13 protein-coding genes are annotated in these 26,442 nt (G+C 72.7%); 6 read left to right on the top strand and 7 right to left on the bottom strand.

Features of this window, described 5'->3' with window-relative positions; translation table 11 throughout:
- Nucleotides 1-55: 55 nt before the first annotated feature.
- The 5 genes from ACZ7M3_RS02165 to ACZ7M3_RS02145 form a co-directional block, all read right to left on the bottom strand.
- Nucleotides 56-13,996 (bottom strand): SDR family NAD(P)-dependent oxidoreductase, encoded by a 13,941-nt coding sequence (locus ACZ7M3_RS02165; RefSeq protein WP_472060013.1) that lies wholly within the window; start codon nt 13,994-13,996, stop codon nt 56-58.
- Nucleotides 13,997-14,200: 204 nt separating this feature from the next.
- Entirely contained in the window at nt 14,201-15,916 is a 1,716-nt protein-coding gene (locus tag ACZ7M3_RS02160; protein WP_472060012.1) for a fatty acyl-AMP ligase, read from the bottom strand.
- 286 nt (nt 15,917-16,202) lie between these two features.
- Entirely contained in the window at nt 16,203-17,033 is an 831-nt protein-coding gene (locus ACZ7M3_RS02155; RefSeq protein ID WP_472060011.1) for an alpha/beta fold hydrolase, read from the bottom strand.
- Between the two features lie 327 nt (nt 17,034-17,360).
- Nucleotides 17,361-18,152 (bottom strand): DUF427 domain-containing protein, encoded by a 792-nt coding sequence (locus tag ACZ7M3_RS02150; protein WP_472060010.1) that lies wholly within the window; start codon nt 18,150-18,152, stop codon nt 17,361-17,363.
- Nucleotides 18,153-18,161: 9 nt separating this feature from the next.
- Nucleotides 18,162-18,446: an SHOCT domain-containing protein gene (locus tag ACZ7M3_RS02145; protein WP_472060009.1), complete on the bottom strand. Its 285-nt coding sequence runs from the start codon at nt 18,444-18,446 to the stop codon at nt 18,162-18,164.
- Nucleotides 18,447-18,707: 261 nt separating this feature from the next.
- On the opposite strand from ACZ7M3_RS02145, the gene ACZ7M3_RS02140 reads away from it, so the two are divergent.
- From ACZ7M3_RS02140 to ACZ7M3_RS02120, 5 genes are all read left to right on the top strand, one after another.
- Nucleotides 18,708-19,154: a DUF7144 family membrane protein gene (locus ACZ7M3_RS02140; protein ID WP_355303424.1), complete on the top strand. Its 447-nt coding sequence runs from the start codon at nt 18,708-18,710 to the stop codon at nt 19,152-19,154.
- Between the two features lie 191 nt (nt 19,155-19,345).
- The gene (locus ACZ7M3_RS02135; protein WP_452963311.1) at nt 19,346-20,185 is read left to right on the top strand and encodes an SDR family oxidoreductase; all 840 of its coding nucleotides are present in this window, start codon (nt 19,346-19,348) and stop codon (nt 20,183-20,185) included.
- A 110-nt stretch (nt 20,186-20,295) separates the two neighbouring features.
- On the top strand, nt 20,296-21,684 hold the full coding sequence (locus ACZ7M3_RS02130; protein WP_472060996.1) for a cytochrome ubiquinol oxidase subunit I: 1,389 nt from the start codon (nt 20,296-20,298) through the stop codon (nt 21,682-21,684).
- On the top strand, nt 21,681-22,730 hold the full coding sequence (locus ACZ7M3_RS02125) for a cytochrome d ubiquinol oxidase subunit II (RefSeq protein WP_472060008.1): 1,050 nt from the start codon (nt 21,681-21,683) through the stop codon (nt 22,728-22,730). The genes ACZ7M3_RS02130 and ACZ7M3_RS02125 overlap by 4 nt, the downstream gene beginning before the upstream one ends.
- Nucleotides 22,727-23,299: a gluconokinase gene (locus tag ACZ7M3_RS02120; protein ID WP_472060007.1), complete on the top strand. Its 573-nt coding sequence runs from the start codon at nt 22,727-22,729 to the stop codon at nt 23,297-23,299. The genes ACZ7M3_RS02125 and ACZ7M3_RS02120 overlap by 4 nt, the downstream gene beginning before the upstream one ends.
- Before the next feature lie 62 nt (nt 23,300-23,361).
- Here the strand turns inward: ACZ7M3_RS02120 and ACZ7M3_RS02115 are convergent, their stop codons facing one another.
- Nucleotides 23,362-23,775, bottom strand: coding sequence for a DUF6325 family protein (locus ACZ7M3_RS02115; RefSeq protein WP_067373001.1), 414 nt, complete (start codon nt 23,773-23,775; stop codon nt 23,362-23,364).
- A gap of 208 nt (nt 23,776-23,983) precedes the next feature.
- Here ACZ7M3_RS02115 and ACZ7M3_RS02110 point away from each other — a divergent pair, with 208 nt between their 5' ends.
- A complete protein-coding gene (locus ACZ7M3_RS02110) occupies nt 23,984-25,387 on the top strand; it encodes a hypothetical protein (protein ID WP_472060006.1) in 1,404 nt (467 codons plus the stop codon).
- On the opposite strand, the gene ACZ7M3_RS02105 is transcribed toward ACZ7M3_RS02110, so the two are convergent.
- The gene (locus tag ACZ7M3_RS02105; RefSeq protein WP_472060005.1) at nt 25,371-26,333 is read right to left on the bottom strand and encodes a DUF389 domain-containing protein; all 963 of its coding nucleotides are present in this window, start codon (nt 26,331-26,333) and stop codon (nt 25,371-25,373) included. The two genes, ACZ7M3_RS02110 and ACZ7M3_RS02105, sit on opposite strands and share 17 nt — an antisense overlap.
- Nucleotides 26,334-26,442: the final 109 nt, after the last annotated feature.

The following is a 26,442-nucleotide window of genomic DNA, read 5'->3' as shown; positions in this document are numbered from 1 at the left end:
CGCACTGCCACCGCTGCCACCACTGCCACCGCTTTCACCCGTCGGCGCCGCCGGTTCACCCCCGCCGCCAGGACCGGAAGGCCCGCAGGTGTTCCGGCGTGACCACGGTCTCCAGGCGTTCGTCGTCCTGGTCCCCGCCACCCAGCGCGGCCAGCAGCCGCCGCGCCGGTACGTTGCGCTGGGTGCGCTCCGCCGTCAGTCGGACCTTGACGCAGCCCAGCTCGTCGGCACGGTCGGCCAGCCACCGCAGCAGCCGTTCCTCGACTCCCCGGCCGAGCGCCCGGCAGCTCATCAGCCAGGCCAGTACGTCGAGTTGGTCGCCGTCCGCGCGGAGGGCGAGCAGCCCGATCTGGCCGTAGTCGCCGAACCGGTCGCGGGCCGCGGCCGTCCACACCTCACCGCGCTCCCGCCACCGCCCGAGATCTCCCCCGTCGGCGGACCGGGCCCGCAGGGTGAACTGGTTGGTACGGCGGACGAGTTGCTCGGCCCGCTCGACATCGGCCCCGGACAGGGCCCGGATGTCGACGTCGAGTTCCAACTGGGCAAGGAACTCCTCGAATCCGGCCTGCGCGCGCACCGCGTCCCGGTCCCGCTCCTGTTCGTAGAACCGCGCCCGCAGCGCGTCCTCGGCCGTCGCCGCGGCCGGGACGAGCGGCCACAGCCTGCCCAGGAACGCTCCCAGTTCGGCCGACGGCGGGCACGTCACCGACAACACCTCCGGCAGCGCGGACCGCACTCCCGCGATCTCGACCGGGTTGTCGTCGAGGAACAGGAAGCTGTCCGGGCCGAGGCCGAGCGTCCGGGCCGCCTCGGCGAGCCGGCCGGACTTCGGGCCCCAGGTCGCGGAGAGCACGCTGAAGTGTTCGGCCTTGAGCAGGCTGTCCGGGCGGTCCAGGACGGCCCGCACCGTGGCCTCGTCGTTGTTGCTGACCAGTGCCAACAACGCACCCGCCGCACGCCACTGAAGGAGCCGGCGCGCGAGCCGGGCACGCGGTCCGGTCAGGTCCACCGCCTCCGGGCCGATCTCCCCGGCCACCCCACCCCACAGCGTCTCGTCACCGTCCACCGCGATCACCTTGGGCGCGGGGCGCCGTACCGCACGTACGACGTCGGCGAGGCACAGCGCCACCGCCGCCTGGAACGGCGGGGTGAAGGGGAGGTGGGCGATGCGCTCGGTCCGCTCGTCGAAGGGTTCCTCGACGGCGTGGCGCCGGGTCCAGTCGTCGGGGCGGAGCACCGCGATGCCGGGCACCTCGGCCAGTTCCTCGGCGATCTCGCGCTCCCACCGTGCGAAGCGGTCCTGCGCCTGCGCGGACGGCAGGAAGCCGACGATCAGCGGCTTTCGCGTCCGTTCGGACAGGGCACGCAGCGCGGCCGGGAACGCGGTCCGCAACTCGGCGAGCAGCGCGTCGTCCACCGGGCCGAACCGTTCCAGGTCCGCCGCCCGCAGCAGCGCCACGCCCACCGCCGCGGTGGGGTCGGCGAAGACGCCGGAGGGGTCGCGCAGGGCGGCGAGCACCTGGTGGTACGGGGCTTCCGCGACGGTCAGACCGCCGTCCCGCGCGCCCTCCTCGACCGCGGCCTCGCACAGCAGGGGCAGATTCCCGAGGGCGAAGGTGGCGGCGAGGGCGAGCGACCTGCGCGGGGAACGGCGAGTGTCCTCGGGCAGCTCCACCGCCGTACCCGGCGTCGAACGGACCGCCGCCGTCGGATCGTCCGCCGCCTCCGCGAGCAGCCGCAGGAACTCCTCCCCCAGTTCGGCAGAGGTCGCCGCGTCCAGGATGTCGAGGTTGTGGTCGAGCCGGATCCGGCCCGCGTCGGGGGTCATGGTGATCATCAGGTCGAGGTCGGAGTACCCGGTCCCGGCGGGCAGGACCTCCAGGTGGGCGAGGTGGCCCGCCGAAGAGCGCACGTAGTTGAAGTACACCTCCACCAACGGCGCGTTCGCCCGGTGCAGCCCCTGCCGGGCGAGGGTCGACAGCACGTCCGAGAACATGGCGCCCTTCGCGAGGACCCGGTCGAGGCGGCCGTCGGTGCGGCGCAGCACCTGCTCGATCCGCTCGCCCGCCCCGGCCTCGGCCGGGAACGGCACCGGCACTCCGAAGAAGCCCACCGCGTCATACGCGTCGGCGTGGATGCGGGTGTCGACGGGCACGGCGAGAACGAAACGTTCCTTCTGCCGCATCCTGGCCAGCAGCACGGTCAGGGTGCCGAGGCAGAAGGCGGCGGGCGTGATCGCGAGCCCGCTCGCGGCGGCCGACACCCGTTCCATGAGCCCGTCGGGGATCGTCACGCTCACGCTGCCGGCCCGGTACGAGCGGGTCGCCGGGCGGGGCCGGGCGAGCGTCAGGTCGAGTCGGTCACTGCCCTGGAAGGCCTCACGCCACGCGGTCACGCCCTCGCCGGGGGTGTCGTCCGTCTGCTGCGCCTCGATCAGGAGATCGATGTCCCGGTTGGTGACGGCGTCGCCGAGCGAGGTGCCGGCCAGTTCGGCGTCGAGTTCCCCCGCCACGAGCAGCAGCGACTGCAGATCGCTCACCGCGTGGTGCGCGCCGAACGTCAGGACCTGGCCCCGGGCACCGGCGTCGAGCAGCTCGAAGCGCCACAACGGAGGGTTCGCCAGGTCGAAGGGCGGTTCCAGCAGCCGCCGCAGCCGGTCGGCCGCGTCGAGTTCGTCGTCGCCGGGCACGTCCGTCCAGCGCAGTACCGGCCGTGCGAGCGCCCGGTCCACGCGCAGCAGCCGCGCGTGTTCGCCGGCGGCACCGGTCACGATCGCGGTGCGCAGCGCGGCGTGCCGTCCGGCGAGACGGGTGAGGATGTCGGTGAGCGCCTCGCGGGTGGTGGGCGTGGTGAGCCGGAGGGCCAGGCCGACGGCGTGGGCCGCGTCCGGCATGCCGGGCCGGGCGCTGCGCAGCAGTCGTACGACATCGCGGGTCGCGGGCCGCAGTTCGCTCTCGGGCACCTCGACGGCGACCTCGGGCCGCCGTGCCTCGGGCCGCCGTTCCCCGGCCTGCGCGACCGTGTCCCGTTCGGGCAGCACCTCACCGAGCGCCCGGGCCAGGCCGCGGATGTCGGAGGCGGAGAACACCGTGGCGGTCGGGAGTTCGGCGCCCAGCTCGCGGGCGAAGGCGTTGCGCAGCCGGACGAGCATGAGGGAGTCCAGGCCGAGTTCCTTCAGGGCCGTGGTCGCGGAGACGTCCACCGTGCCTTCGGAGACCTGGCCGACCCGGGCCCGTACATACGCTTCGAGGCGGTCCGCGCGGTCCCGTTCCGTCGTCGCCGCGAACACGCTCGCGACGAGGTCGTCCGCGCCGTCACCGCCGGTCGGTACGGTGATCAGGTCGCCGAGGATCGGTCGGGTGCGGGCCGCGTCCGGGTCGTGCGCGAGGGTCTCCCAGTCCAGGGCGAGGGGGGCGAGTTGACGACGCGAGGTGGCCAGCACCCGTTCGAAGAGTTCGCCCCCGTCCTGCGGGGAGAACGCGAGCAGCCCCGACCGGCCGGTCTCGGCGGCCCGGGTGCCGGACTCGGCGACCATGCCCACGCCCGCCCAGGCGCCCCAGTCCAGGCTCAGCGCCCGGCGGTCGGCGCGGGAGAGGTGGTGCGCCCAGGCGTCGAGGAAGGCGTTCGCCGCCGCGTACGGGCTCTGTCCCGCGGAGCCGAGGAGACCGGCCGCCGAGGCGAACAGGACGAGGCTCTCGGCCTCCGGGATCAGTTCGGTGAGCAGTGTGGTGCCGAGGACCTTGGGGGCGAGCACGCGCAGGACGCGCTCGTCGGTCAGGTTCGCCACCGTCGCGTCGTCGAGGACACCGGCCGCGTGGACGACTCCGGCGATCGGCCCCGCTTCCCGTCGTACGGCGTCCAGGGCTGCCGTCAGTTCCTCGCGGTCGGCCACGTCGGCGCGGGCGAGGTGCACGGTGGTCCCGTGTTCTTCGAGACCCCTGATCCAGCTCGCGGTGGGCGCGTCGGGCTCGCCGCGGCTCATCAGGGCCAGTCGGCGGGCCCCGCGGCGGACCAGTCGTTCGGCGACGACCCGGCCGAGGCCGCCCAGACCGCCGGTGATCAGGTAGACGCCGTCGGGGGTGACCTCGCCGTTGCCCCCGTCGTCGGGGCGGGTGCGGGCCAGACGTGGGACCAGTCGGCCCGACTCCCGCAGCGCGACCAGCCGTTCGTCGTCCGCGTGCCGCAGTTGTGTCCACAGGGCGTCGACACCGTCGGTGGGCGGCAGGTCGATCAGGGTGGCCGACAGCTCCGGGTACTCCTGCGCCACCGCGAGGCCGAAGCCCCAGGCGAGGGCCTGCTGAGGGTGCGTCACCCGGGTGCTGTCACCGGCGGCCTGGCTGCCCCGTGCGACGACGAAGAGACGGGGGGCCCGGCCCCGCGGCCGGTCCGCCAGCGCCCGCACCAGGTGCAGCGTGCTCAGGCAGCACAGCCGCGCCGCCTCCTCGGCCGTACCGGCATCCGTGATCGCCGGGGCGTCGAGCGCGGACAGCTGGACCACCCGCTCGGGCGGCCCGTCGGGGAAGGCCTCGTCCAGGAGGCGGGCCAGGTGCCGCGGATCGGCGGGGTCGAGCACGTAACGACCGGGTCCCTCGACGCCGAACGACTCGCCCCTGCGGGCGATCACCCGCGGCACGGTCGAGCCGAGCCGCTCCTCCAGTTCGGCCGCGACGCCCGTGTCGTCGGCCAGGATCAGCCAACCGCCCTCGGCGGGCGGCCGCTGCGCGGCCGGGCGCGGCTGCCAGTGGGTCTCGAAGAGCGCGCCGTCCAGCGGAGACAGTGCGGCCAGTGCGAACTCCGTCGCCTCCAAAACCAGTTGCTCGTCCTCGTCCCACAGCCGCAGGTCCACGGTCGCGGTGTCGCCGTCCACGGAACGCAGTCGGCAGGTCGCCCACACGGGCGCCGTGCGCAGTCCGGTGAACCTCAGCTGTCCGACGGCCGCGGGCACGAACGCCCGGCCCTCGGGCGCGCCACCCGGCAGGGCGGCCGTGTGGAAGGCCGCGTCGAGGACGGCGGGATGCAGCAGATGACCGGCGGCGGGCGTGCGGGCCAGGCGACCGAGGGCGGCCGCGTCCGTACGGCGGCCCTCCTCCAGCCCCCGGAAGGCGGGGCCGTAGTCGATGCCCAGGGCCGCGAGCCCGGCGTACACCGCCGCCAGATCGACCTGCTCGTCGCACCGTTCGCGCACGGCGTCGACCCGCTCTTCGTCGTCGGCGGCGGCGGTTTCCTCGGTGACCGCGAGACGTCCGCTGACGTGCCGCTGCCACGGCGCGCCACGCCCTGCGGCGGGCGTCGAGGCGATGCTGAAGTCCCGGAAACCGTCCTCGGCCGGGCTCAGGACCAGTTGCAGCCGTACGGGCCGGTCCACGTCCAGCGGCAGCGGCTGTACGAACCTGATGTCGGCCAGCCGTACTTCGCCGCCGCCCCGCAGCACGGACGCGGCCTCCAGGACCATGTCGAGGAAGGCGGCGCCGGGCAGCCAGACCTCACCGGTGACCCGATGGTCGGTGAGATAGGCGAAGCGGCTGTCGTCGAGGTCGATGTCGGCCTGGAAGAGGTGCCGGTCGGGTTCGTCGCTGGCCTCCAGGTGCGTGCCGAGCAGCGGTGATCCACCGACCGCGGCGGTGGCCGGGGCGGGCGCGAGCCAGTGGCGTTCGCGGGCGAAGGCGTAGGTCGGCAGGCCGACCCGGCGGCCCTGCGGGAACAGCCGCGACCAGTCGGGCGTGTGCCCGGCCGTGTACAACTCCCCCAGCCCGCGCAGCAGTACGTCGGGTCCGTCGCTCTGGCGACGCAGCGAGCCGATGCCGACCGCGTCGATCCCGGCCTCCGCCGCCACCGCCTCGATCGACGAGATGAGCGAGGGGTGCGGGCTCAGCTCGACGAAGTAGCGGTAGCCGTCGTCCAGCATCCGTCGGATCGTGTCCGCGAACCGGACCGGCTCCCTGAGGTTGGCGTACCAGTGGTCGGCGTCCAGCAGGTCGCCGGGGACGGGTTCGGCCAGCACCGCCGAGTACAGCGGGGTCGGTGTCCGGGCGCCCCTGACGCCGGAGAAACGCTCGAGCAGCTCCGCACGGAGCGGGTCCATCAAGGGGGTGTGCGAGGCGAACGGTGTCGTCAGCGGGCGTGCGGCGATGCCCCGCTCGTCGAGGCGGTCGCGCAGTTCGGCCAGCGCGTCGGCCTCGCCGGAGACGGCCGTGGACCGGGCGCTGTTGACCGCCGCGACGAACAGGCGGCCCGCGAACGGCGCGAGCAGCTCCTCGACCCGCGCGGGCGGCAGTTCCAGGGACAGCATGCCGCCCTTGCCCACCAGCGGTACGACCGCCTGCCCGCGTCCGGTCACCACGGTCACGGCCTCGTCCAGGGTGAGGGCGTCCACGCTGTACGCGGCGGCGATCTCGCCCAGGCTGTGCCCGACGACGGCGTCCGGACGGACGCCGAGCGCGCGCCAGGCCGCGGCCAGTGAGGCGTTGACCGCGAACAGCACCGGTTGCAGGAACTCGGTGCGGCCGAGCGGCGCGAACTCCTCCGGCGCCCGCAGCGCGTTGAGCACCGACCAGCCGACCCGTCGGCGAACGGCATCGTCGATGCGGACCAGCTCCTCGCGGAACGCATCCGATCCGGCCATCAACTCGACGCCCATTCCGGGCCATTGACCGCCGTGTCCGGCGAAGACGAAGGCCACCTTGCCCGTCCCGCCGTCGCGTGGCGCGGCAAGGGGCGCCCGCCCGCTCGCCAACGCGTCGAGCCGTAGCAGCAGTTCGTCCCGGTCAGCCGCGACGAGGGCCGCGCGCCGTTCGAAGTGGCTGCGGTGCCGGGCCAGGGTGTGGGCCACGTCGAGGAGGGCGAGGTCCTCGCCGGCCTCCTCGGTCAGGTGGTCGGCCAGTCGCGCGGCCTGCCCCCGCAGGGCGGCCTCGCTGCGCCCCGACAGCACGAACAGTCGCTTACCCGGCGGGACTTCACCCTTCCCGCCCGCCTTCTCGACCGGCGGGGCCTCCTCCACGATCACATGCGCGTTGGTCCCGCTGATCCCGAAGGCGCTCACTCCGGCCCGCCGTGTCCGTCCGGGCGACGACGGCCAGGCCGCCGTGTCCCGCACCAGCCGCAGCCCGCTGTTCTCCCAGTCGACGTGCCTGCTGGGCGTGTCGGCGTGCAGGGTGCGCGGCAGGGTCCGGTGGCGCAGCGACTGCACCACCTTGACGAGCCCGATCACACCCGAGGCAGCCTGTGCGTGTCCGATGTTGGACTTGAGCGAGCCCAGGTACAGGGGGCGGTCCTGCGGGCGTGAGTCGCCGAAGACCTCCGCCAGGGCGTTCGCCTCGATCGGGTCGCCCAGCGTGGTGCCCGTGCCGTGCGCCTCCACGTAGTCGATGTCGGCGGGCTCCAGCCCGGACAGCTCCAGTGCCCGCCGGATCACCTGTTCCTGCGCCGGACCGTTCGGCGCGGACAGCCCCTGGCTGCGGCCGTCCTGGTTGACGGCCGTGCCGCGCAGCACGGCGAGCACCTCGTCACCGTCGCGCCGGGCGTCGCTCAGTCGCTTCAGTACGACCATGCCGGCGCCCTCGGCCCAGATGGCGCCGTCGGCGTCGTCGGAGAAGGAGCGGCAGCGGCCGGTCGGGGACAGGCCCCGCAGTCGGCTGAACTCCACGAAGGTTCCCGGGGTCACCATCACCGTCACACCACCGGCGAGCGCGAGGTCGCACTCTCCGGACCGCAGCGCCTGCGCCGCCAGGTGCAGTGCCACCAGCGACGAGGAGCACGCCGTGTCCACCGTCAGCGCGGGGCCGCCCAGCCCCAGCGCGTAGGCGAGCCGCCCCGAGGCCACGCTCAGCGCCGAGCCCGTGCCGACGTACCCGTCCAGCTGGTCGAGGCGGGACCCCGCGAGATAGTCGCTGCCGAACATGCCGACGTACACACCGGTGGTGCTGCCGGCGAGTTCGGCGGGCACGATCCCGGCGCGCTCCAGCGCCTCCCACGCCGTCTCCATGAGCAGCCGTTGCTGGGGGTCCATCGCGGCCGCTTCCTTCGGGGTGATTCCGAAGAAGCCCGCGTCGAAGGACGCCAGGTCGTCGTCGTTCAGGAAGCCGCCCTCTCGGGCGTAGGACTTGCCGACGGCGTCCGGGTCGGGGTCGTACAGCGCTGCCACGTCCCAGCGTTCGGCCGGGAAGGGGCCCACCGCGTCGCGCCCCTCTGCGACCAGGTTCCACAGGCCTTCCGGATCGCTCACACCGCCCGGCAGGCGGCAGGCCATGGCGACCAGGGCCACCGGTTCGTCGGAGGCCGGCGTCGTGGCGCGTGTGGGTCGTGTGGGTCGTGTGGTGGGAGTGGTGCGGTCGCCCGCCGCGAGGGCGGTGGACAGCAGGTGCGCGGCGAGCCGGGCCGCGGTGGGGTGGTCGAAGAGCAGGGTGGCCGGGAGCTTCGCGCCGATCCGGGCGCCGATGCGGTTGCGGAGTTCGACCGCCGTCACCGAGTCCATGCCGAGTTCGCGCAGCGGCTGGTCGGGGCGGACGGACTCCGTCGAGCGCAGTCCGAGGGCGCGGGAGATCTCCTCGCGGACCAGGGCCAGGACGCGTTCGGCGCGTTCGGCCTCGGGCAGCCGGGCCAGGCGGTCGGCCAAACCGTCGGCCAGACCGTCGCCGCCGCTGCGACCGGTGCGGGGCGCGGGCAGCAGCGAGCGCCACAGCGCCGACGTACCGCCGCCCGTGGTGGTCACGGTCTCGCGCAGGCGGGGCAGGTCCAGGGCCCAGGCGACGAGGTGCGGGGCGCCGTGCCGCAGGGCGAGTTCGACGAGTTCACGGCCCTGGTCGGGGGTGAGGGCGCGGTGGCCGAGACGGGCCAGCCGGTCCAGGTCGGCGTGTGCGGCGGCGAGGCCCTCGCCCGCCCAGGCGCCGAAGGAGAGGGAGACGCCGGGCAGGCCCAGGGCCCGCCGGTGGTGGGCGAGTTGGTCGAGGTAGACGTTGGCCGCGGCGTAGTTGCCCTGGCCCGCGTTGCCGACGACTCCGGCGGCCGAGGAGACCAGCAGGAACAGGTCGAGTCGCGCGTCGGCGGTGAGCCGGTGCAGGTGGGCGGCGCCGTCGACCTTGGGGCGCAGTACCTGTGCGAGGCGTTCGGGCGTCAGCTCGGCGACCACCCCGTCGGCCAGGACTCCGGCGCAGTGCACGACACCGCGCAGCGGCGACTCCTCCCCGATACGGCCGAGCAGATCGGCCACGTCCGCCGCGTCCCCGATGTCGCAGGCCGCGACCTCGACCTCGACGCCGAGCGCGGTCAGTTCGGCGGCGACCTCGGGGGCTCGCGGATCGTCCGGTCCTCGACGAGACGTCAGAAGCAGGCGCGGAACGCCGTGTTCGGCGAGCAGCCGGGCGAGGTGCCGCCCGACGGCACCGAGGCCTCCGGTGATCAGCACCGTGCCGTCGGTGGGTACGAGGGTGGGGCGGCCGACCAGGTCGAGGACGACCGGGGTGCCGGTCGCGTCCCGGTTACGGGCGCGGACGAGCCGCGGCGCGAGCAGAGTGCCCGCGCGGAAGGCGAGTTCGGGCTCCTCGGTGTGGGTGGCGACGGTCGGGAGCATGTCCGCCGGGTCAAAGTCGTCGAGGTCGAGCAGGGTCAGGCCGAGTTCCGGGTGTTCGGCGCGGGCGCTGCGGGCGAGCCCCCACAGTACGGACTGGGCGAGGCCGGGCACGGTGTCCTCGTCGACGGCCCCGACCGCACCGCGCGTCACCCACACGGTCCGGGCAGGTGCCTCGTCCTGCGGGAGGGCGATCAGGGCACGCAGTTCGGCCAGGGCCGCGGCGGCCAACTCCTGTGCCGTGGCGGCCGGTTCGGCGTCCGTCGCCGGGCGCGGCCAGAACCGTACGAGCACGTCGACGCCGCCGGTCCCGCTCACGTCGACGCCGCCGGTCCCGCTCACGTCCGCGCCACCCGTCCCGCTCCGCACGTGGGTCCCCGCCGCCGCGAGACCACGCAGGGCCCCGGCGACCTCCGGCTCCGAGGGGTCGCCGAGGACGGCCCACTCGGTGCCCGGCGCCTCGGCGGGCTGTTCGGGTACGGCCGTCCAGACCACCTCGTACAGGTGCCGCGCGTTCTCCGAGGCGCCCTTCAGGTCCGCCGGGTCCGCGGCCCGCAGTCGTACGCCCTCCAGGCGACCGGCCGGGAGGCCGTCGGTGTCCCACAGCGTGACATCCAGGGTGAGGTCCGTGCCGGAGCCGCCCGTGCGTCGTACGGCCGCGGTGAGGTCCCTCGCGCCACCGGGCGGCAGGACGCACCGGCCCACCGCGACCGGGAGCAGCACCCGGCCGTCGGACGCGTCGAGCCCGGCGGCCACGTGCAGCGCGGCGTCCAGCAGGGCGGGGTGGAGGGGGTACGGGTCGGCCGTGTCGCGGGCCGTGGGCGGCAGCGAGAGCCGGGCCAGCAGTTCACCGTCGCCGGTCGTGACCGCCGACCGTACGCCCTGGAAGGCCGGGCCGTAGCCGAGGCCGAGTTCGCTGAGCCGCTCGTACGTCCCCGGGGTCCAGGCCGATTCGGCGGCCTCCGGCCACACCGGGGGCCGTTCCTCCGTCGGCGCGGCAGGTGCGGAGGTGGACGCGGTGGCGTGCAGGGTCCAGCCCGTGGCCTCTTGGGCGCGGGGGCGGCTGTGCACGGTGATCTCCGGTACGGGACCGGCGGTGACCACCTCGACGGACACCTCGACCGTGCCGGAGTCGGGGAGGGTGAGAGGGCTGAGGAGGAGCAGGTCGGTGAGGTCGGCCGGGTCGTCCGGGTGGGCCACGGCGAGCGCGGCGCGGCAGAGTTCCATCAGGGTGGTGCCGGAGACGACGGTCCGGCCGAACACGGTGTGCTCGGGCAGCCAGTCGGCGGTGTCCTGGGACCACTCGCCCCGGAAGGTCCAGCGGGTCTCGTCCGGCGACTGGAGCTGGATACCGAGCAGGGGGTGCGCGGCGCGGTCGAAGAGGCCTGGGGCACCGGTGGTGGACTCGGGCTCGATCCAGTGGCGCCGCGGATCCCAGGCGTACGTCGGCAGGTCGACGGGGACGGTGTCGGGGACCAGCCGGCGCCAGTCGATCCGCCGTCCGTGGACGTGGAGTTCGGCGGCGGCCCGGTCCAGGCAGGCGGGCCCGTCCTCGTCGCGGCGCAGCGAGCCGACGGCGACCAGGTTCTCGTGGCCGGAGTCCTCGGCGACGGTGTGCAGGGCGGTGACGAGAGAGGGGTGGGGGCCGAGTTCGACGAAGCAGCGGTAGCCGTCCGCGGCCATGCGCTCCACGGTGGGTGCGAAGCGGACGGGCTCGCGCAGACTGGTGTACCAGTAGTCGGCCTCCAACTCCTCGGTGACCGGTTCGCCGGTGACGGTGGAGTACCAAGTGACGGAGGTCGGGCAGGTGGTGACGCCGTCGAGTTCGTCGAGCACCGTCGCGCGGACCGGCTCGACCCGGGGGCTGTGGGAGGCGTAGTCGACATCGAGGCGGCGGGCGAAGACCTGCTCGCGGTCGAGGTCGGCGAGCAGGGTTTCCAGGGGCTCGACGTCACCGGCGATCACCGTCGAGCGGCCGCTGTTCACGGCGGCGACGCAGACCCGTCCGTCGAGGTCGGCGAGGCGGTCCTCGACCTCGGTGTGCGGGAGGGCGACGACGGCCATGGTGCCGGTGCCCGACAGCCCGGTCAGGGCCTGGCTGCGCAGGGCGACCACCGCGGCGGCGTCGCTCAGGCTGAGCGCGCCCGCGACGCAGGCCGCGGCGACCTCGCCCTGGCTGTGTCCGACCACGGCGTCCGGCCGTACGCCACGGGCCCGCCACACCGCGGCCAGGGACACCATCACGGCGAACAGGACCGGCTGCACGACGTCCACGCGGTCCAGGGGCGGGGCGCCCTCGGCACCACGCAGGACGGCCGCCACCGACCAGGAGGTGAAAGGGCGCAGGGCGGCGTCGCAGCGGTCGAGTTCGTCCGCGAACACCGGGTCGCGGTCGAGCAGATCGCGGGCCATACCGGCCCACTGGGAGCCCTGCCCGGGGAAGACGAAGGCCAACTTGCCGGTGGGCACGGCCTGCTGGGGCCCGACGGCCACATCGGCACCGGTGCCGTTGCCGGTGTCACTGTCGGTTCGGCCCTCGGCGAGTGCGCGCAGGGCGGTCAGCAGGTCGTCGCGGTCGGCCGCCCGGACGACGGCCCGGTGCTCGAAGTGCGTGCGGTGGTGGGCCAGCGTCGCGGCCACCTGGGACAGCGCCGGCCGCGGCTGATCGTCGAGCGCTTCGAGGAGACGGGCGGCCTGGCCCCGGAGGGCGGGGAGGGTACGGGCGGAGAGCGGGAAGAGGGTCGCGCCGGGGAGCTGCGTCGGGGGTGTCCCGGTGGCCGCCCGTACGAGGTCCCGCGGCGCCTCCTCCAGCACCACGTGCGCGTTCGTACCGCTGATCCCGAACGCGCTCACCCCGGCCCGCCGCACCCGGTCGCCGCCCCGTGGCCATGCCCGGGCTGCGCTGTGCACCCGCAGCCCGCCGCCCGCCCAGTCCACGTGCTCGGTCGGCGTGTCGGCGTGCAGGGAGGCAGGGAGCAGTTCGTGGCCGAGGGCCAGGACCGTCTTGATGACACCGCCGATGCCCGCCGCGGCCTGGGTGTGACCGATCTGGGACTTGAGGGAGCCGACGCCGAGCGGCCGGTCGGCCGGGCGCCCCGGCCCGAAGACGGCGGCGAGCGCCCGGCCCTCGATGGGGTCGCCGAGCCGGGTGCCCGTGCCGTGCGCCTCGACGTGGTCCAGGTCGTCCGGGCGCAGTCCGGCCGCATCGAGGGCGGCGCGCACCACCCGTTCCTGCGCCGGGCCGCTCGGAGCGCTCAGGCCCTGGCTGCGGCCGTCCTGGTTGATGGCCGACCCCTTGACGACGGCGAGGACCCGGTCGCCGTCGCGGCGCGCGTCCGCGAGCCGCTTGAGCAGCACCAGACCGCAGCCCTCGGCCCACACCACGCCGTCCGCGTCGGTCGAGAACGGGCTGCACCGCCCGGACGGCGACAGCCCGCGCAGCCGGCTGAACTCGACGTGTCCGCGCGGGGTGACAAGGAGCGTCGCGCCGCCCGCCAGCGCGAGGTCGCACTCGCCGCTGGCCAGCCCCCGCGCGGCCAGGTGCAGGGCGACGAGGGAGGAGGAGCAGGCGGTGTCGACGGTGACCGCCGGGCCCTGGAGGCCGAGGGTGTAGGCGATGCGTCCGGAGGCCACGCTGGACGCCGAACCGGTGCCCACGTGCCCGTCGAGCCGGCCGAGCGGGGCCGAGGCCTGGTAGCCGCTGTCGTACAGCCCGATGTAGACGCCCGTGGAGCTGCCGTTCAGCGTGTCCGGGACGATCCCGGCGCGCTCGATCGTCTCCCAGGCGGTTCCGAGCAGCAGCCGCTGCTGGGGGTCCATGACCGCGGCCTCGCGCGGTGAGATCCCGAAGAAGTGCGCGTCGAAACGGTCGATGTCGGAGAGGAAGCCGCCGCGCAGGGTGTACGTCTTGCCGGGGGCCTCCGGGTCGGGGTCGTAGAGCCCCCGGGTGTCCCAACGGCCCGCGGGCACCTCGGTGATGGCGTCCTCGCCGGAGGCGAGCAGCCGCCACAGCGCCTCGGGGTCGTCGGCGCCGCCGGGGTAGCGGCAGCCCATGGAGATGACGGCGATGTCCTCGTCGCCGCGTACCGGCGCGTCCGCCGGCACCGGCGCCGCCGCGCCGACAGGCCTTTCGCCGACGGGCCCTTCGTCGAGGACCGCCGCGGCGAGCGCCGCGACGGTGGGGTGGTCGAAGACGAGGGACGGCTCCACGGCGCGGCCGATCCGCCCGGAGAGTTCCGCGGCCAGGGTTACCAACTGGCGTGATCCCAGGCCGAATTCGGCGATCGGCCGCTCGGGGTCGACGGCCAGTGGGTCGAGCCCGGCCGCCTCGGCGACGGCCGACGTCAGCCAGGCCCGCACGCCCTCGGAGGTCACGTCCTCGGAGGTCGTGAGGGAGATCTCGGGGAACTGCTTCGGGGACTCGCTCGCAGGCATCGGGAAAGGTGTCCTCGTGAACTCGGGTTCAGGCGGATTCCGTACGACGGGTACGGCGACCGGGGGATGGCGATCGGTGGACGGCGATCGGTGAGCTGGGGAGGCACCGGCGCGCGACTGAGGAGCCCCTGGTGTACGGCGGGTACGACCGGGGTGTCCCGTCGGCGCGGGTGTCCGCGCCGACGGGGGGTGACCTCGTCTACCTCATCGCGCGGCGGGCGCGCCGACGACCGCGAGGGCGTCGGCGAGGTAGGCCGCCCGGGAGGCGTGGCGCTGGATCTTCCCGCTGGACGTCTTGGGGATGGTGCCGGGGTGGACCAGCACGACGTCACGCACCGCGAGACCGTGGGCCTCGCCGATCGCGCTGCGGATCACCTCGGTGATCCGCTCGGAGTCGGCCGCCGCGTCCGGAGCCGTCTCGGCGACGATGACGGGCTGCTCGCCCTCGACACCACCGTCCACGGAGAACGCGGCGGTGCAGCCCGGCCGGAGCGCCCCGTGGGACATCTCGGCGGACAGCTCCAGATCCTGCGGGTAGTGGTTGCGTCCGTCGATGACCATCAGGTCCTTGAGGCGGCCGGTGACGAACAGCTCGCCCTCGCGCAGGAATCCGAGGTCGCCGGTCCGCAGGAAGCGGTCCGGACGGTCCTTCAGCGTGGCCCGGAAGGTCTCGCGGGTGGCGAGGGCGTTGCGCCAGTAGCCCTTGGCGACGCCCGCGCCGCTCGCCCAGATCTCGCCGACCTCCCCCTCGGGCAACTCCTCCCGCCGCTCTGGGTCTGCGATCACCACGGTCGTACCGGGGATCGGCCGCCCGGAGCCGACGGCGGCCGCGTCCACGTGCGCCCCTGGCCCGGGGGCCGCGGCGAGGGTGGGCGGGGTGTCGACCGAGCCACCGGTGACGATGAGCGTGGCTTCGGCGAGGCCGTAGCACGGATAGAGGGCCTCGCGTCGGAAGCCGGCCGGGGCGAAGGTCTCGGTGAAGCGCCGCAGGGTGGCGGCCCGTACCGGTTCGGCGCCGTTGAAGGCGACCTTCCACCGGCCGAGGTCGAGTCCGTCGAGGAGTTCGGGGGTGGCGTGCTTGAGGCACAGCTCGTAGGCGAAGTTGGGGCCGCCGCTGGTGTGCGGGCGGTACCGGCTGAGGGCGGTCAGCCAGCGCGCGGGCCGCTGGAGGAAGTGCAGGGGCGAGAAGAGCGTGGCGGTGGCGCCGAGGTGGACGGTGTTCAGGACCGGGCCGATGAGGCCCATGTCGTGGTACACCGGCAGCCAGCTGACGAACAGTTCGTGCTCGTACTCCGCGAGCGTGTCCGGGCTGTGGCCCATCCGCTCGGTGATGGCCCGCTGGTTGTCCAGCAGGTTCCCGTGCGTCACCATCACGCCGCGCGGGGCGGAGGTGGAGCCGGAGGTGTACTGGAGGAAGGCGACCGAGTCGGCGGTGAGGTCGGGTTCGCGCCAGGAGTCGGCCGCCTCGTCGGGTATGTCCTCGGTGGCGACGCAGGTGATCCCGTCCAGTTCGGGCAGGTGTTCCGCCTGGGCGGCCAGAGCGGCGAGCACCTCACGGCCGCCCAGGATCACCTTGGCGTCCGCGTCGGCGATGAGGCGCTTCATGCGGGTCAGGGCACGGTGGTTCTGCGACCGCCCCTGCGGGGGAAGACCCGGTACGGCGACGACCCCGGCCGAAAGACAGCCCAGGTAGCCGGAGATGAACTCCAGGCCGGGCGGGTACAGCAGCAGGCCGCGGGATCCGGCCAGTCCGCGTTCCTGCAGCCAGGCGGCGACGGCTCGGGACCGACGGGCCAGACGTCCGTACGAGATGTCCTGGATCTCTCCGTCGCAGTCGCCCGTGACGAGGTAGCGGTATGCCGTCCGCTCCGGCTGTTGCGAGGCATGCGTGGTCAGTAAGTCGACCAGGGAACGAGCCATATGAGGAGTCTCACCTGTTCGAATGAGTGAGCGAGAGAAGTGGAGTTCGAAGGCCGCGGGGTGCGTACGCGCAGGCGCCGTGGCCGCCCGGCCCCCTTGCCGGACAGTCCGTCTCGACCAACCTGCCCGAGGAGCGGCGGCGATGCATACGCCGGCCCCTCGTGGCCCCCGTTCGACTTGCTACCAACGAGTAACACCCTAGCAAGTCTTGTCGGCCGGATGGATGTAACCCCGGGTATTCAATAGGTAACTGGCCGATCTGGCCAATTTGCCGTCCTGCACGCCTTCATGACGTGCCGGGAGCCGCGGGGTGTTCGAGATGCGCGACGAAGGCGGCGAGGTCGGCGACCACGCGGTCGGGCTGCTCCCAGTGGACGTCGTGCCCGACGCCCTCGTAGGCGATCAGACGTGAACCGTGGATGGCGTCCAGGATGGTCTGTTGGTCGCCGCGGGGCAGCAGGTCGTCCTGGTCACCCCAGATGACGAGGGTGGGCACCAGGATGCCCGCGAGGGTCGCGCGCAGATCGGTGTCGAGCAGTCCGCGCAGGGTCTCCTGCCAGACGTACGCGGGGACCTTGAGGTTTTCCTCGATCATCGTCTCGACGAGGCCCCTGGCGACGGGCCGGTCCACCGCGCCGGAGACGAACTCCTCGACGAACTCCCGGGGTACGGGGTCCGAGAGTCCCTGGACGGCCTCCCGCATCCCGGTCACCGCCGGCTTGTCCTCGAGCGTGCCGGGTACGCCGATCAGCACCAGCCCCGAGATCCGGTCGGGATGGCTGCCCGCGACCATCCGGGCGGGCACGCCGCCGCTCGAGGACGCGACGAGCACGGCGCGGTCGATGTCGACGGCGTCCAGGAAGGCGACGAGGTCTGCGGCGTAGTCCTCGGGCGTGTAGCCCTCGGACGGGCGGTCGGCGTCGCCATGGCCGCGCTGGGTGGGCGCGTAACCGCGCAGGGCGGCCGGAAGGCGCCTGAGGAGGGGCTCGAAGGCCCACCAGGAGTCACCGAGTCCGTGTACGAAGACGACGGGTGTGCCACCGGGGTAGCCGGCCTCGGCGTAGGGCAGCGTGAGTCCTTCCCGCACCTGGGCGGACTTCAGGGAGATCACGGTCACGACACCCTGCCTCCTTCGCTCCGCCGCCCGGTCGGGGAACCAGGAGCGGAGAGCGAGCGGCGATCACTTCCGACAGTACCGACGAGTGACGGGGCCCGCGTCTCAGGACGCCCGGACGAAGCGCGTGAGGGCGGCGACGTACCGCCGGGGATGGGTGACGTGGGGATCCTCGGCCACGATCGCGACAAGCGGAGGCTCGTGGATCGTGATGCTGCGGAACAACGCCCGAAGATCGGCCTCGATCGGCGGGCTGCCGGGAGCACCGGTCGCGACGTCAGGACACGGTGCGGTGGCCCTCCCCGTCGCACCCGGGGGGGCGCGCCGCCGTCACGTCGCCGGTCGCGTCGGGAGGGCCGAGGTGAAGGGCGTGACGGGGCGCTCCAGGCGTTCCCCGTCCACGGTGATGTCGACCGCTTCGTTGTAGAAGGCGAGGAGGTCTTTGACGGCGCCCACCGCGGGCAGTGGCTCCGGGTAGCTCCAGACGAGGTTCGCCGGCTCGTCGCCGCCACCCCGCCACGACCAGTACGCGGCGGTGCCCTTGTAGGGGCACCCCGTGCTGAGGTCGCTGGGCATGAAAAGGTCGAGGCGGACGTCCTCACGCGGGATGTAGTACCGCGTCGGCAGGCCGGTCTCGAAGAGCAGCACCGGACGGCGGGTGTCCGCGACGACCGTGCCGTCGATCTCGACGCGCACGTGACGGCTGCTCGGGAGGGCGTCCACCCGCTTGTGCGGATCGCGGGGGTGGATGAAGATCTCCTCGTCCTCCTCGTACCAGTGGTCGAGTCCCCGGCCGCTGCGGCTGAACCACTCGAAGGCGATGTGGCCGGCGAGGTCGTCGGCGGGGAACGTCCAGGCCGCGTTCTCCAGCAGTTCGCCGTCGACTTCGAGGTCGTAGAAGACCCGCGATCCGCTGTGGGTGCCGGTCGGCGGGTTCTTCGCGGGGCGGAGCAGGTCCTCGCGGACCTCCTCGCGCGGGAACGCGTACAGCGGAACGGGCACTTCGGGCTCCCAGACGAGGACGGGGTGCCGGCTGTCGACGACCGTGGCCTCGCCCTTGCACCCGCGCACCCAGCGCCCGCTGGGCTCCCACCGCAGGCCTTCCGGAGTTGTGAGGTTCATGGACCCTCACTACCCAAGGATCCGGCGCTTCTGCTCATCGAACTCCGCCTCGGTCAGGACCCCCTGGGCCTTGAGCTCCCCGAGTTGCTTCAGCTGATCGATCCTGCCGCTCATGTCGTCGGCCGACGGGGCGGGCGGCGGGGGCGGCGCGGCGGGCGCGTACTGCGGCGGGGCCTCCTGGTACTCCTGCTGAGCCCATCGCCCCTGCTGACGGCGTGACACACGGTTCGACACGGCGGTCGCGGTACCGGCCACCGCGGCTGTGCGGGCGACCCCGCGAAGGAGACCTGGCACGGCGGATTCCTTTCTGGAAAAGCGGCCCGCGCGTCCGGAAGGCGGCCCGCGAAATATCCACACTCCCCCGACCGACGGGCAATTCTCGGCGCATAGGACACCTCCATTGGAGCACCGCACGTATTCCCCCGCACATCGGCATAGGCGCCATCCTGCGGGAATTCCGCCGTTCTGCCGGTCGGTGACTCTCATGGCAAGCTGAAATGTGGACCACCGACCGGTCACAGGTCGGTGGTGAGGTCTACGTGGGAGGAGCTCGATATGACCACGACCGGAATGCACCAGCGACGCGAGACCGGGAGCGGCGGAGCGTGGGCGTCCAGCTGGACCGCCTTCGCCGCAGTCATGATGATCTTCGGCGGAGTGATGGCGATATTCGAGGGAATCTCCGCCATCGCCGAGGACGACGTCTTCGTCCTCACCCGCAACTACGCCTACAACTTCAATCTGACGAGTTGGGGCTGGATCCACCTCTCCCTCGGCGTCCTGGTCGTTCTCGCGGGTGCCGCCCTGTTCACCGGAGCGATGTGGGCACGCGTGGTCGGAGTCGTCCTGGCAGGCCTGTCGATGATCGCCAACTTCATGTGGCTGCCGTACTACCCCGTCTGGGCCATCGTGCTGATCGCCGTCGACGCCTTCGTCATCTGGGCGCTGTGCGTCGGAATCAGTCGCGAGTCCAGTCGCGAGCCCCAGCCCCGCACCCCGTAGCCGAGCGCGCCGTCCCGGGTGGACCTCGCGGGTGGGCATTCGGCCGTTCAGCCCGGGTCGGCCCCCCGACCGGCTGACAGCGGACGTGCCGACGAGCCGTCCCGACTCACCAGTGTTTTCGTTGTGGGGCGGATTCCTCCGAAAAGCGGATTCCTCCGATGGTCCGCGTCGCCACCCACAGGGAGACATGAGTGGAAACCAGCGGCAGCAATGGTCGCCGACCCCTTGCCTTCCCGCTCCTCAAGGGGCAGAAGGCGCTGGTGACGGGCGCGAATTCCGGCATCGGCAAGGCCACGGCCATCGGTCTCGGCCGGGTGGGCGCCGACGTGGTGGTGAACTACGTGTCCGGGCGGGACGCCGCGGAAGAGGTCGTACGCGAGATCGAGGGCTTCGGGGTGCGCGCCTACGCGCACGAGGCGGACGTGTCCCAGGAGGACCAGGTCGTCGACATGGTGTCCCGCATGGTCGAGGAGTTCGGCACCATCGACATCATGGTGGCGAACGCCGGGCTCCAGCGCGACGCCCCCGCCACCGAGATGACCATGGCCCAGTGGCAGAAGGTGCTGGACGTCAATCTGACCGGACAGTTCCTGTGCGCCCGCGAAGCGACCAAGGAGTTCCTGCGGCGGGGCGTCGTCCCCGAGGTCTCCCGTTCGGCCGGGAAGATCATCTGCATGAGTTCGGTCCACCAGATCATCCCGTGGGCGGGCCATGTGAACTACGCGTCGTCCAAGGGCGGGGTGCAGATGCTCATGGCGACCCTCGCGCAGGAGCTCGCGCCGCAGGGAATCCGGGTGAACGCCGTCGCCCCGGGCGCGATCCGCACGCCCATCAACCGCGACGCCTGGGACACCCCCGAGGCCGAGGCCGACCTCCTCCGGCTCATCCCCTACCGCCGCGTGGGCGACCCGGAAGACATCGCCAACGCGGTGGCGGCGCTCGCGTCCGACCTCTTCGACTACGTCGTGGGCACCACCATCTACGTGGACGGCGGCATGACGCTGTTCCCCGGTTTCGCCACCGGCGGCTGAAGCGCGGGGCCCCTCAGCCATCCCGTACGAACCACCGAGGTCATGTGAACAGCGCAATCGGCCACCTTCTCGCGGACGGCCCACCACAACTCCTCCCGGCCCGGGAGCTGATGGCCTTCACTCTGGCGTCCCACATCCTGCTCGTACCGTTCGGTGTGGCCCTGCCCGCCATCACACTCCTGATGCACTACCGCGGGCTGCGCAAGGGCGACGCCGTCGCCCTGCTGCTCGCACGGCGCTGGTCGGCGGTCATGGCCGTCCAGTTCGCGATCGGCATCGTGACGGGCACCGTGCTCTCCTTCGAGTTCGGTCTGCTGTGGCCGGGGATGATGGGCCGGTGGGGCGATGTCTTCGGCCTCGGCTTCGGGATCGAGGCCTGGGCGTTCTTCCTCGAGGCGATCCTCATCGCCATCTACCTGTACGGCTGGCGCAGGCTCAAACCGTGGACGCACTTCTGGCTCGGCCTGCCCCTGCCGCTGGCCGCCCTGATGGGGGCGTTCGGCATCGTGGCCGCGAACGCCTGGATGAACACCCCGCGCGGCTTCACCCTCGACGCGTCCGGCAGGCCGCGGAACGTCGATGTCCGGCAGGCGGTCTTCACACCGATGCTCGGCCCCGAGTACTGGCACTTCGTCGTCGGCGTGGTCCTGACCGCCGGATACGTCGTCGCCGGGGTGTACGCGGTCGGCCTGCTGCGCGGCCGCCGGGACCGCTACCACCGGCTCGGCTTCACCTTGCCGTTCACCGTCGCCGCGATCCTCACCCCCGTGCAGTTCGTGCTCGGGGACTCCATCGCCCGCTCCGTCTTCCATAAACAGCCCGTGAAGTTCGCGGCCACCGAGCTGGTGTGGAAGACCGACACCCACGTACCGGAGTACCTCTTCGGGCGTCTGCATGCCGACGGGTCGGTCTCCGGCGGGATCAAGATCCCCCAACTGGACTCGATCCTCGCCGGATTCAGACCGTCCACCGAGGTGACCGGACTGACGTCGGTCCCGGCGAGCGACCGCCCGACGGTGATCCAGGCCACCATCGCCCACTGGGCGTTCGACATCATGGTGACCGTCGGAAGCCTGCTCGTGCTGCTCGCGCTCTGGTACGGCTGGTGCCGGCTGCGGCGTCGTGAACTGCCCCGGTCGCCCTGGTTCCTCCGGTGTGCCGCCCTCGCCGGCGCCGCCTGTCTGCTGACCGTGGAGTGCGGCTGGATCACGACCGAGGTGGGCCGGCAGCCCTGGATCGTCTACGAGAACATGCGGGTCTCGGAGGCGGTCACGGGCACCCGCGCCACGTCCCTGTGGACGATGTTCGGCATCGTCGTGGTGGTCTACGTCCTCGCCTTCGGTTCCTTCCTGACCGTCCTCGCGAAGATGAGCCACCGCTGGCGGCTGGCCGACGAGGGCGCGCCCGCGGGTGCCGGCGTCGAGGGCATGGAGGGCGGCATTCCCTACGGGCCCCGCCCGTTGTCGACCACCGCGAGCGGGGACGGGGGAGACGAATGATCGAGGACGTCGTCGCCTGGGTGCTGCTGGTGGCGGTGGCCGCCTACGCGTGTGCGGGTGGCACGGACTACGGTGCCGGATTCTGGGACCTCGTCGCGGGCGGCACCGAACGCGGCAAGCGTCCGAGGTGGCTCATCGACCACGCCATGGAACCCGTCTGGGAGACCAACAACGTCTGGCTCATCTTCGTCCTGGTCATCATGTGGACCGGATTCCCGGTCCTGTTCCAGACGGTCTTCTCCGCCATGTGGCTCCCGCTGGCACTCGCGGCCGTGGGACTCGTCCTGCGCGGTGCAGGCTTCGCCCTGCGCAAGCCCGCGCGGCGCCTCGCCCGGCGCAGGGTCTACGGCGCCGTCTTCGCCGTCTCCTCGCTGCTGACCCCCTTCTTCCTCGGCGCGGCGGTCGGGGGGATCGCCACGGGCCGGGTGGCTCCCGGCACACAGGCGTCCGCCGACGCCTGGTCCAACGGGACCTCCGTGATCGCCGGGCTGCTCACCGTCGCCGCGACCGCCTTCCTCGGGGCGGTGTTCCTGACCGCCGACGCCCGCCGTTTCGACGCCCCCGACCTCGTCGGTTACTTCCGGTTGCGGGCCTGGTGCGCTCTCGTCGTCCTCGCCGTGCTGGCGATCGTCGGCCTCGCCGTGACCCACGACGACGCGCCCTACGTCCACGACGGGCTGACCGGCGGAATCGGTCTCGTCCTCGTGCTCATCGCCGTCGTCTGCGCGTTGACGACCGCCTGGCTGCTGTACCGCGTCGCGACGGGATGGGCGAGGGTCACCGCGATCGGCAGCGTGGCCCTCGTCGTCGTGGCCTGGGGACTGGCCCAGCGGCCCTATCTCATCCCCACCTCACTGACCGTGTCCCAGGCGGCCGGCGCGTCGACGACGCTGCGCTGGCTGATGCTGGTCACGGTCATCGCGGTGGTGCTCGTGGGGCCGCCGCTCGTCCTGCTCTACCGACTGGACACCCGCGGGGCCCTCCAGCCCCTCACCGAGGCGGACCTGCGGCAGACGGCACCAGGCCGGGAGCCCGAGAACCCGTGACCGGGGCCGGGGGCAGCGCCGTAGGCGGCGAAGGGGACGGGAAAGGGCCCCCGATCATAGTGGTCCTCGGCGTGTCGGGATCCGGGAAGACCACCTTCGGCCAAGCGGTCGCCGTGGAGCTCGGCCTGGCGTTCGTCGAGGGCGACGACTTCCATCCCGCGGCGAACATCGCGAAGATGACCGCGGGCCACGCCCTGAGCGACGCCGACCGTGCGCCCTGGCTGCGTGCCCTCTCCGACCGCATCCGTCGCTCCGCCGAGGCCCGCGAGGGACTGGTCGTCGCCTGTTCGGCCCTCAAGCGCGCCTATCGCGAGGAGTTGCGGGAGGCCGGAGGGCCGGCGTTGCGGTACCTGTACCTCGCCCTGGACCGGGCGACGGCCCGGGACCGTGTGTCCCGGCGCACCGGCCACTTCATGCCCGCCCGGCTGGTCGACTCGCAGTTCGAGACGCTGGAGCCGCTGGAGCGGGACGAGCCGGGCATGACCCTGGATGCCACGGCCGACCTGCCGGTGAACCTCGCCCGGGTACGGGCCGCCGTCGAGCGCTGCGTCGGGCGCCCGGGCCCCTGACGGATCAGGCGCTCACGAGTACTGCGGCGATGCCTCCCGAACGCGCGGGCGGCGGGCGTGTACTACTCCGTCGCGTCCAGCGCGGCCAGCACGGCCGGCACCGGGATGCGCCCGGAGGCGACCAGTTGCGCACCGCCGCGGCGCAGGGCGGTGGCGAAGGGAGCGGCCCACAGGTTCTCGTAGACCAGGATTCCTGCCGAGTTGCCGGGCTCCAGGGCGCTGCCCGCCTCCTCGATGTCGTCCTCGCCCAGCAGGCCGGAGGAGGCGCCCTCGAAGACGGCGAGGTCGAGGGCTCCGTCGCCGGTGAGGTCGGCGATCTCCATGCCGACCACGGATCCGTCCTCCTCCTTCCTGACGAACATCAGATCGAGGATCCGGATGACGCCGCGGTCCACGAGGTCGACCAGCAGGGGAAAGCCTTCGCCGGTCATACGGTTGCCGGGAAACTCGACGACTATGTAGTCGATAGGGCCCATTTCGGCGAATTCATCGCTCACGGCGGAATCGCTCACGGCTTCACCCCTGGGTGGTCATGGAATTCCCCCTGTCCCCGAATGCCAGCGCGGCCACGGGCCCCGAATTCCATTGCAGCATCGGACGGAAGGCGCCGCACCTCGGTGCGGTGTTCACCCGCCGGGCCGGTTCCGGGTCGCGGGATCGGATCCGTACGCCTCTGCTGTAACCATGACGAGCAGCCCGCCTCCACCGGACCCGGACCACAAGCCCCCCGAACCGTCCGGCGAGCAGCGGCTCTCGGCACGGGAGCGCAACGAGTTGGACGAGCTGCGGCACCGGGTGAGCGCTCTGGAGACCGGAGGGCCGGCGGGGGCGGCGCGACACCACTGGCTCCGCTCGACGGGTTCGGTCCTGCTGATCCTCCTCGCCTCGCTGCTGTCGCTGCTGGCCGTCGTCGCGGTCTGGGCGAACAGCATCGTCCGGGACACGGACCGCTATGTCGCCACCGTGGGGCCGCTGGCGAGGGATCCGGATGTGCAGAAGGCGGTCACCAACCGGGTCACCACCGCGGTCCTGGCGCAGATCGACGTGGACGCGCTGGTCAAGGATCTGGAGCGGGCGGCGTCGGAGAAGGGTGCGCCGCCGAGGGTCGCCACGCTGCTCGGTGACCTGGGCGGCCCGATCACCAGCGGTCTGAAGAGTCTGGTCGGCGACACCGTGCAGCGGGTGGTCTCCAGCAAGGCCTTCGACACCGTCTGGGTGGACGCGAACCGCCGGGCCCACAGCGCGCTGGACAAGGCCCTCACGGGCAACGCCACCGGTGCGGTGTCCGCCAAGAACGGTCAGGTCACCATCGACGTGGCGCCGATCGTGGCCCAGGTCAAGGACCGGCTGGTCAGCGCCGGCTTCAAGCCGGCCGCTCGGATCCCGGCCATCCACACGGACTTCGTGGTGTTCGCGTCGAAGGACGTCGGCAAGATCAAGACGTATCTGCGGGTGCTGGACATCATCGGCGGCTGGCTCCCCCTCGTCGCCGTGCTGATCGCCGCCGCGGGCGTGTATCTGGCCACCAACCGTCGCCGGGCCCTGATCGGGGCCGCGCTCGGGGTGTTCGCCGCCATGGTCGTGCTCGGCATCGTCCTGGCCGTCGCGCGGGCGGTCTATCTCGACCATCTGCCCGTCGGGACGTCCGAGGACGCCGCCATCACGGTGTTCGACTCCCTGGTCCGGTTCCTGCGCGCCGGTGTTCGCGCGGTCGGCGCACTCGCGCTCGTGACGGCTGTCGGTGCCTTCCTCGTCGGGCCGTCCAGGATCGCCGTCCTCATCCGTACGGGCTGTCGCAGGGGCATCGGCGCCCTGCGCGACGTCGCCGTGTCGGCGGGGCTCCCGCTGGGTCCGGTCGGCCGGTTCGTGCACCGCTTCAAGCGGTGGATCGGCGCCGCGATCCTGCTGGTCGCCGCGATCGTGCTGTTCACCTGGAACTACCCGACCACGTGGGTCGTGGTGTGGACCGTGGTGATCGTGCTGGTCGCCTTCGCGATCCGCGAGTTCCTGGACACCGGCGCCCCCTCGGCCGCGGCCGCTTCGACGCCGTCTCCTCCGGCGCCGTCCGCCCCTACGTCGCCCGCCTGACCTCGCGCCGCTGCCGGCGCTCGCCCACCCGCCGCCAGATCGCCCGCTGGCACTTGAGCGTGCCGGTCCCGACCGCGATCAGTACGACGATGTTGAGCAGGAGTTGGAGCAGCGACCCCCAGGCCTCGTCCCAGCTGGCGAACGCGCACGAGACCCCGATGTCGGCCCCGGCCGGAATGGTGGTCACCGAGATGAAGACGCCGAGGAGTGCGCTGGTCCGGGCCTCGGCCAGCGAGACGATGCCGACGACGCCGGCCAGCACCGCCACCACGGCCGAGAAGAAGTTGGGGGTGTTGATCAGATTCGAGACGGGCCTGACACCCAGTTCGAAGGCGCTCGGCTGGAGCCCGAAGCCCCGGACGAGCAGCGAGAAGAGGAAGGTCGCGGCGAGGGCCAGCACGAAGCCCACGAGCAGAGCCGTCAGTCCCTGCCGGATTCTCGGCCGGGAGCCGTGGTCGATCGCGAGGGCGACGCTGGTGATGGCCCCGTACTCGGGTCCGACCACCATGGCCGCGACGATGAGGATCTGGGAGTTGGTGAGGATGCCGACCGCGCCGATGAGCCCGGCGACGACCAGGAAGAGGTAGAAGCTCGGGGGGTATCTGCCCTCGGCCCGGATCCGCGCCTCCACCTGTGCCCACACCGGTGCGCGCGGCGTGGCCCCGAGCCGCTGGGCCCCGGTCCTCGCGGCGTGTTCCGAGAACACCGTGTCCACCGGATCGAGGACTATGGAGCCGTGGCGCTCAAGGCCCAGGTCCCGCAAGCCGCGCAGTACGTCGTTCGCGGCTCCGGTCAGGACGTCGCACTCGATGGCGTCACCGTCGGGGTTGCGTACGCTGCCCGTCTGGAGGACCACGTTCAAGGCGCACGGCTCGTCGCCCAGCAGGGCCATGGTGCGTCGCGTGAGATCCGGCGGGCACACCGCGCGGACATGAATCATGTCCATCCGGACCTCCGCGTTTCGGTGCGGTGCGCCGGCTCGTGACGTGGACAGGTCGCTCCTTCATTAACGCGGTGGCGCCTGCCCCCGGCAACTCGGCGTGCCGGAATCCTGC

This window comes from Streptomyces sp. NPDC111656 (genome assembly GCF_055656965.1).
The sequence above is the reverse complement of the archived record's forward strand: the minus strand, read 5'-3'. Positions and strand labels throughout refer to the sequence as shown.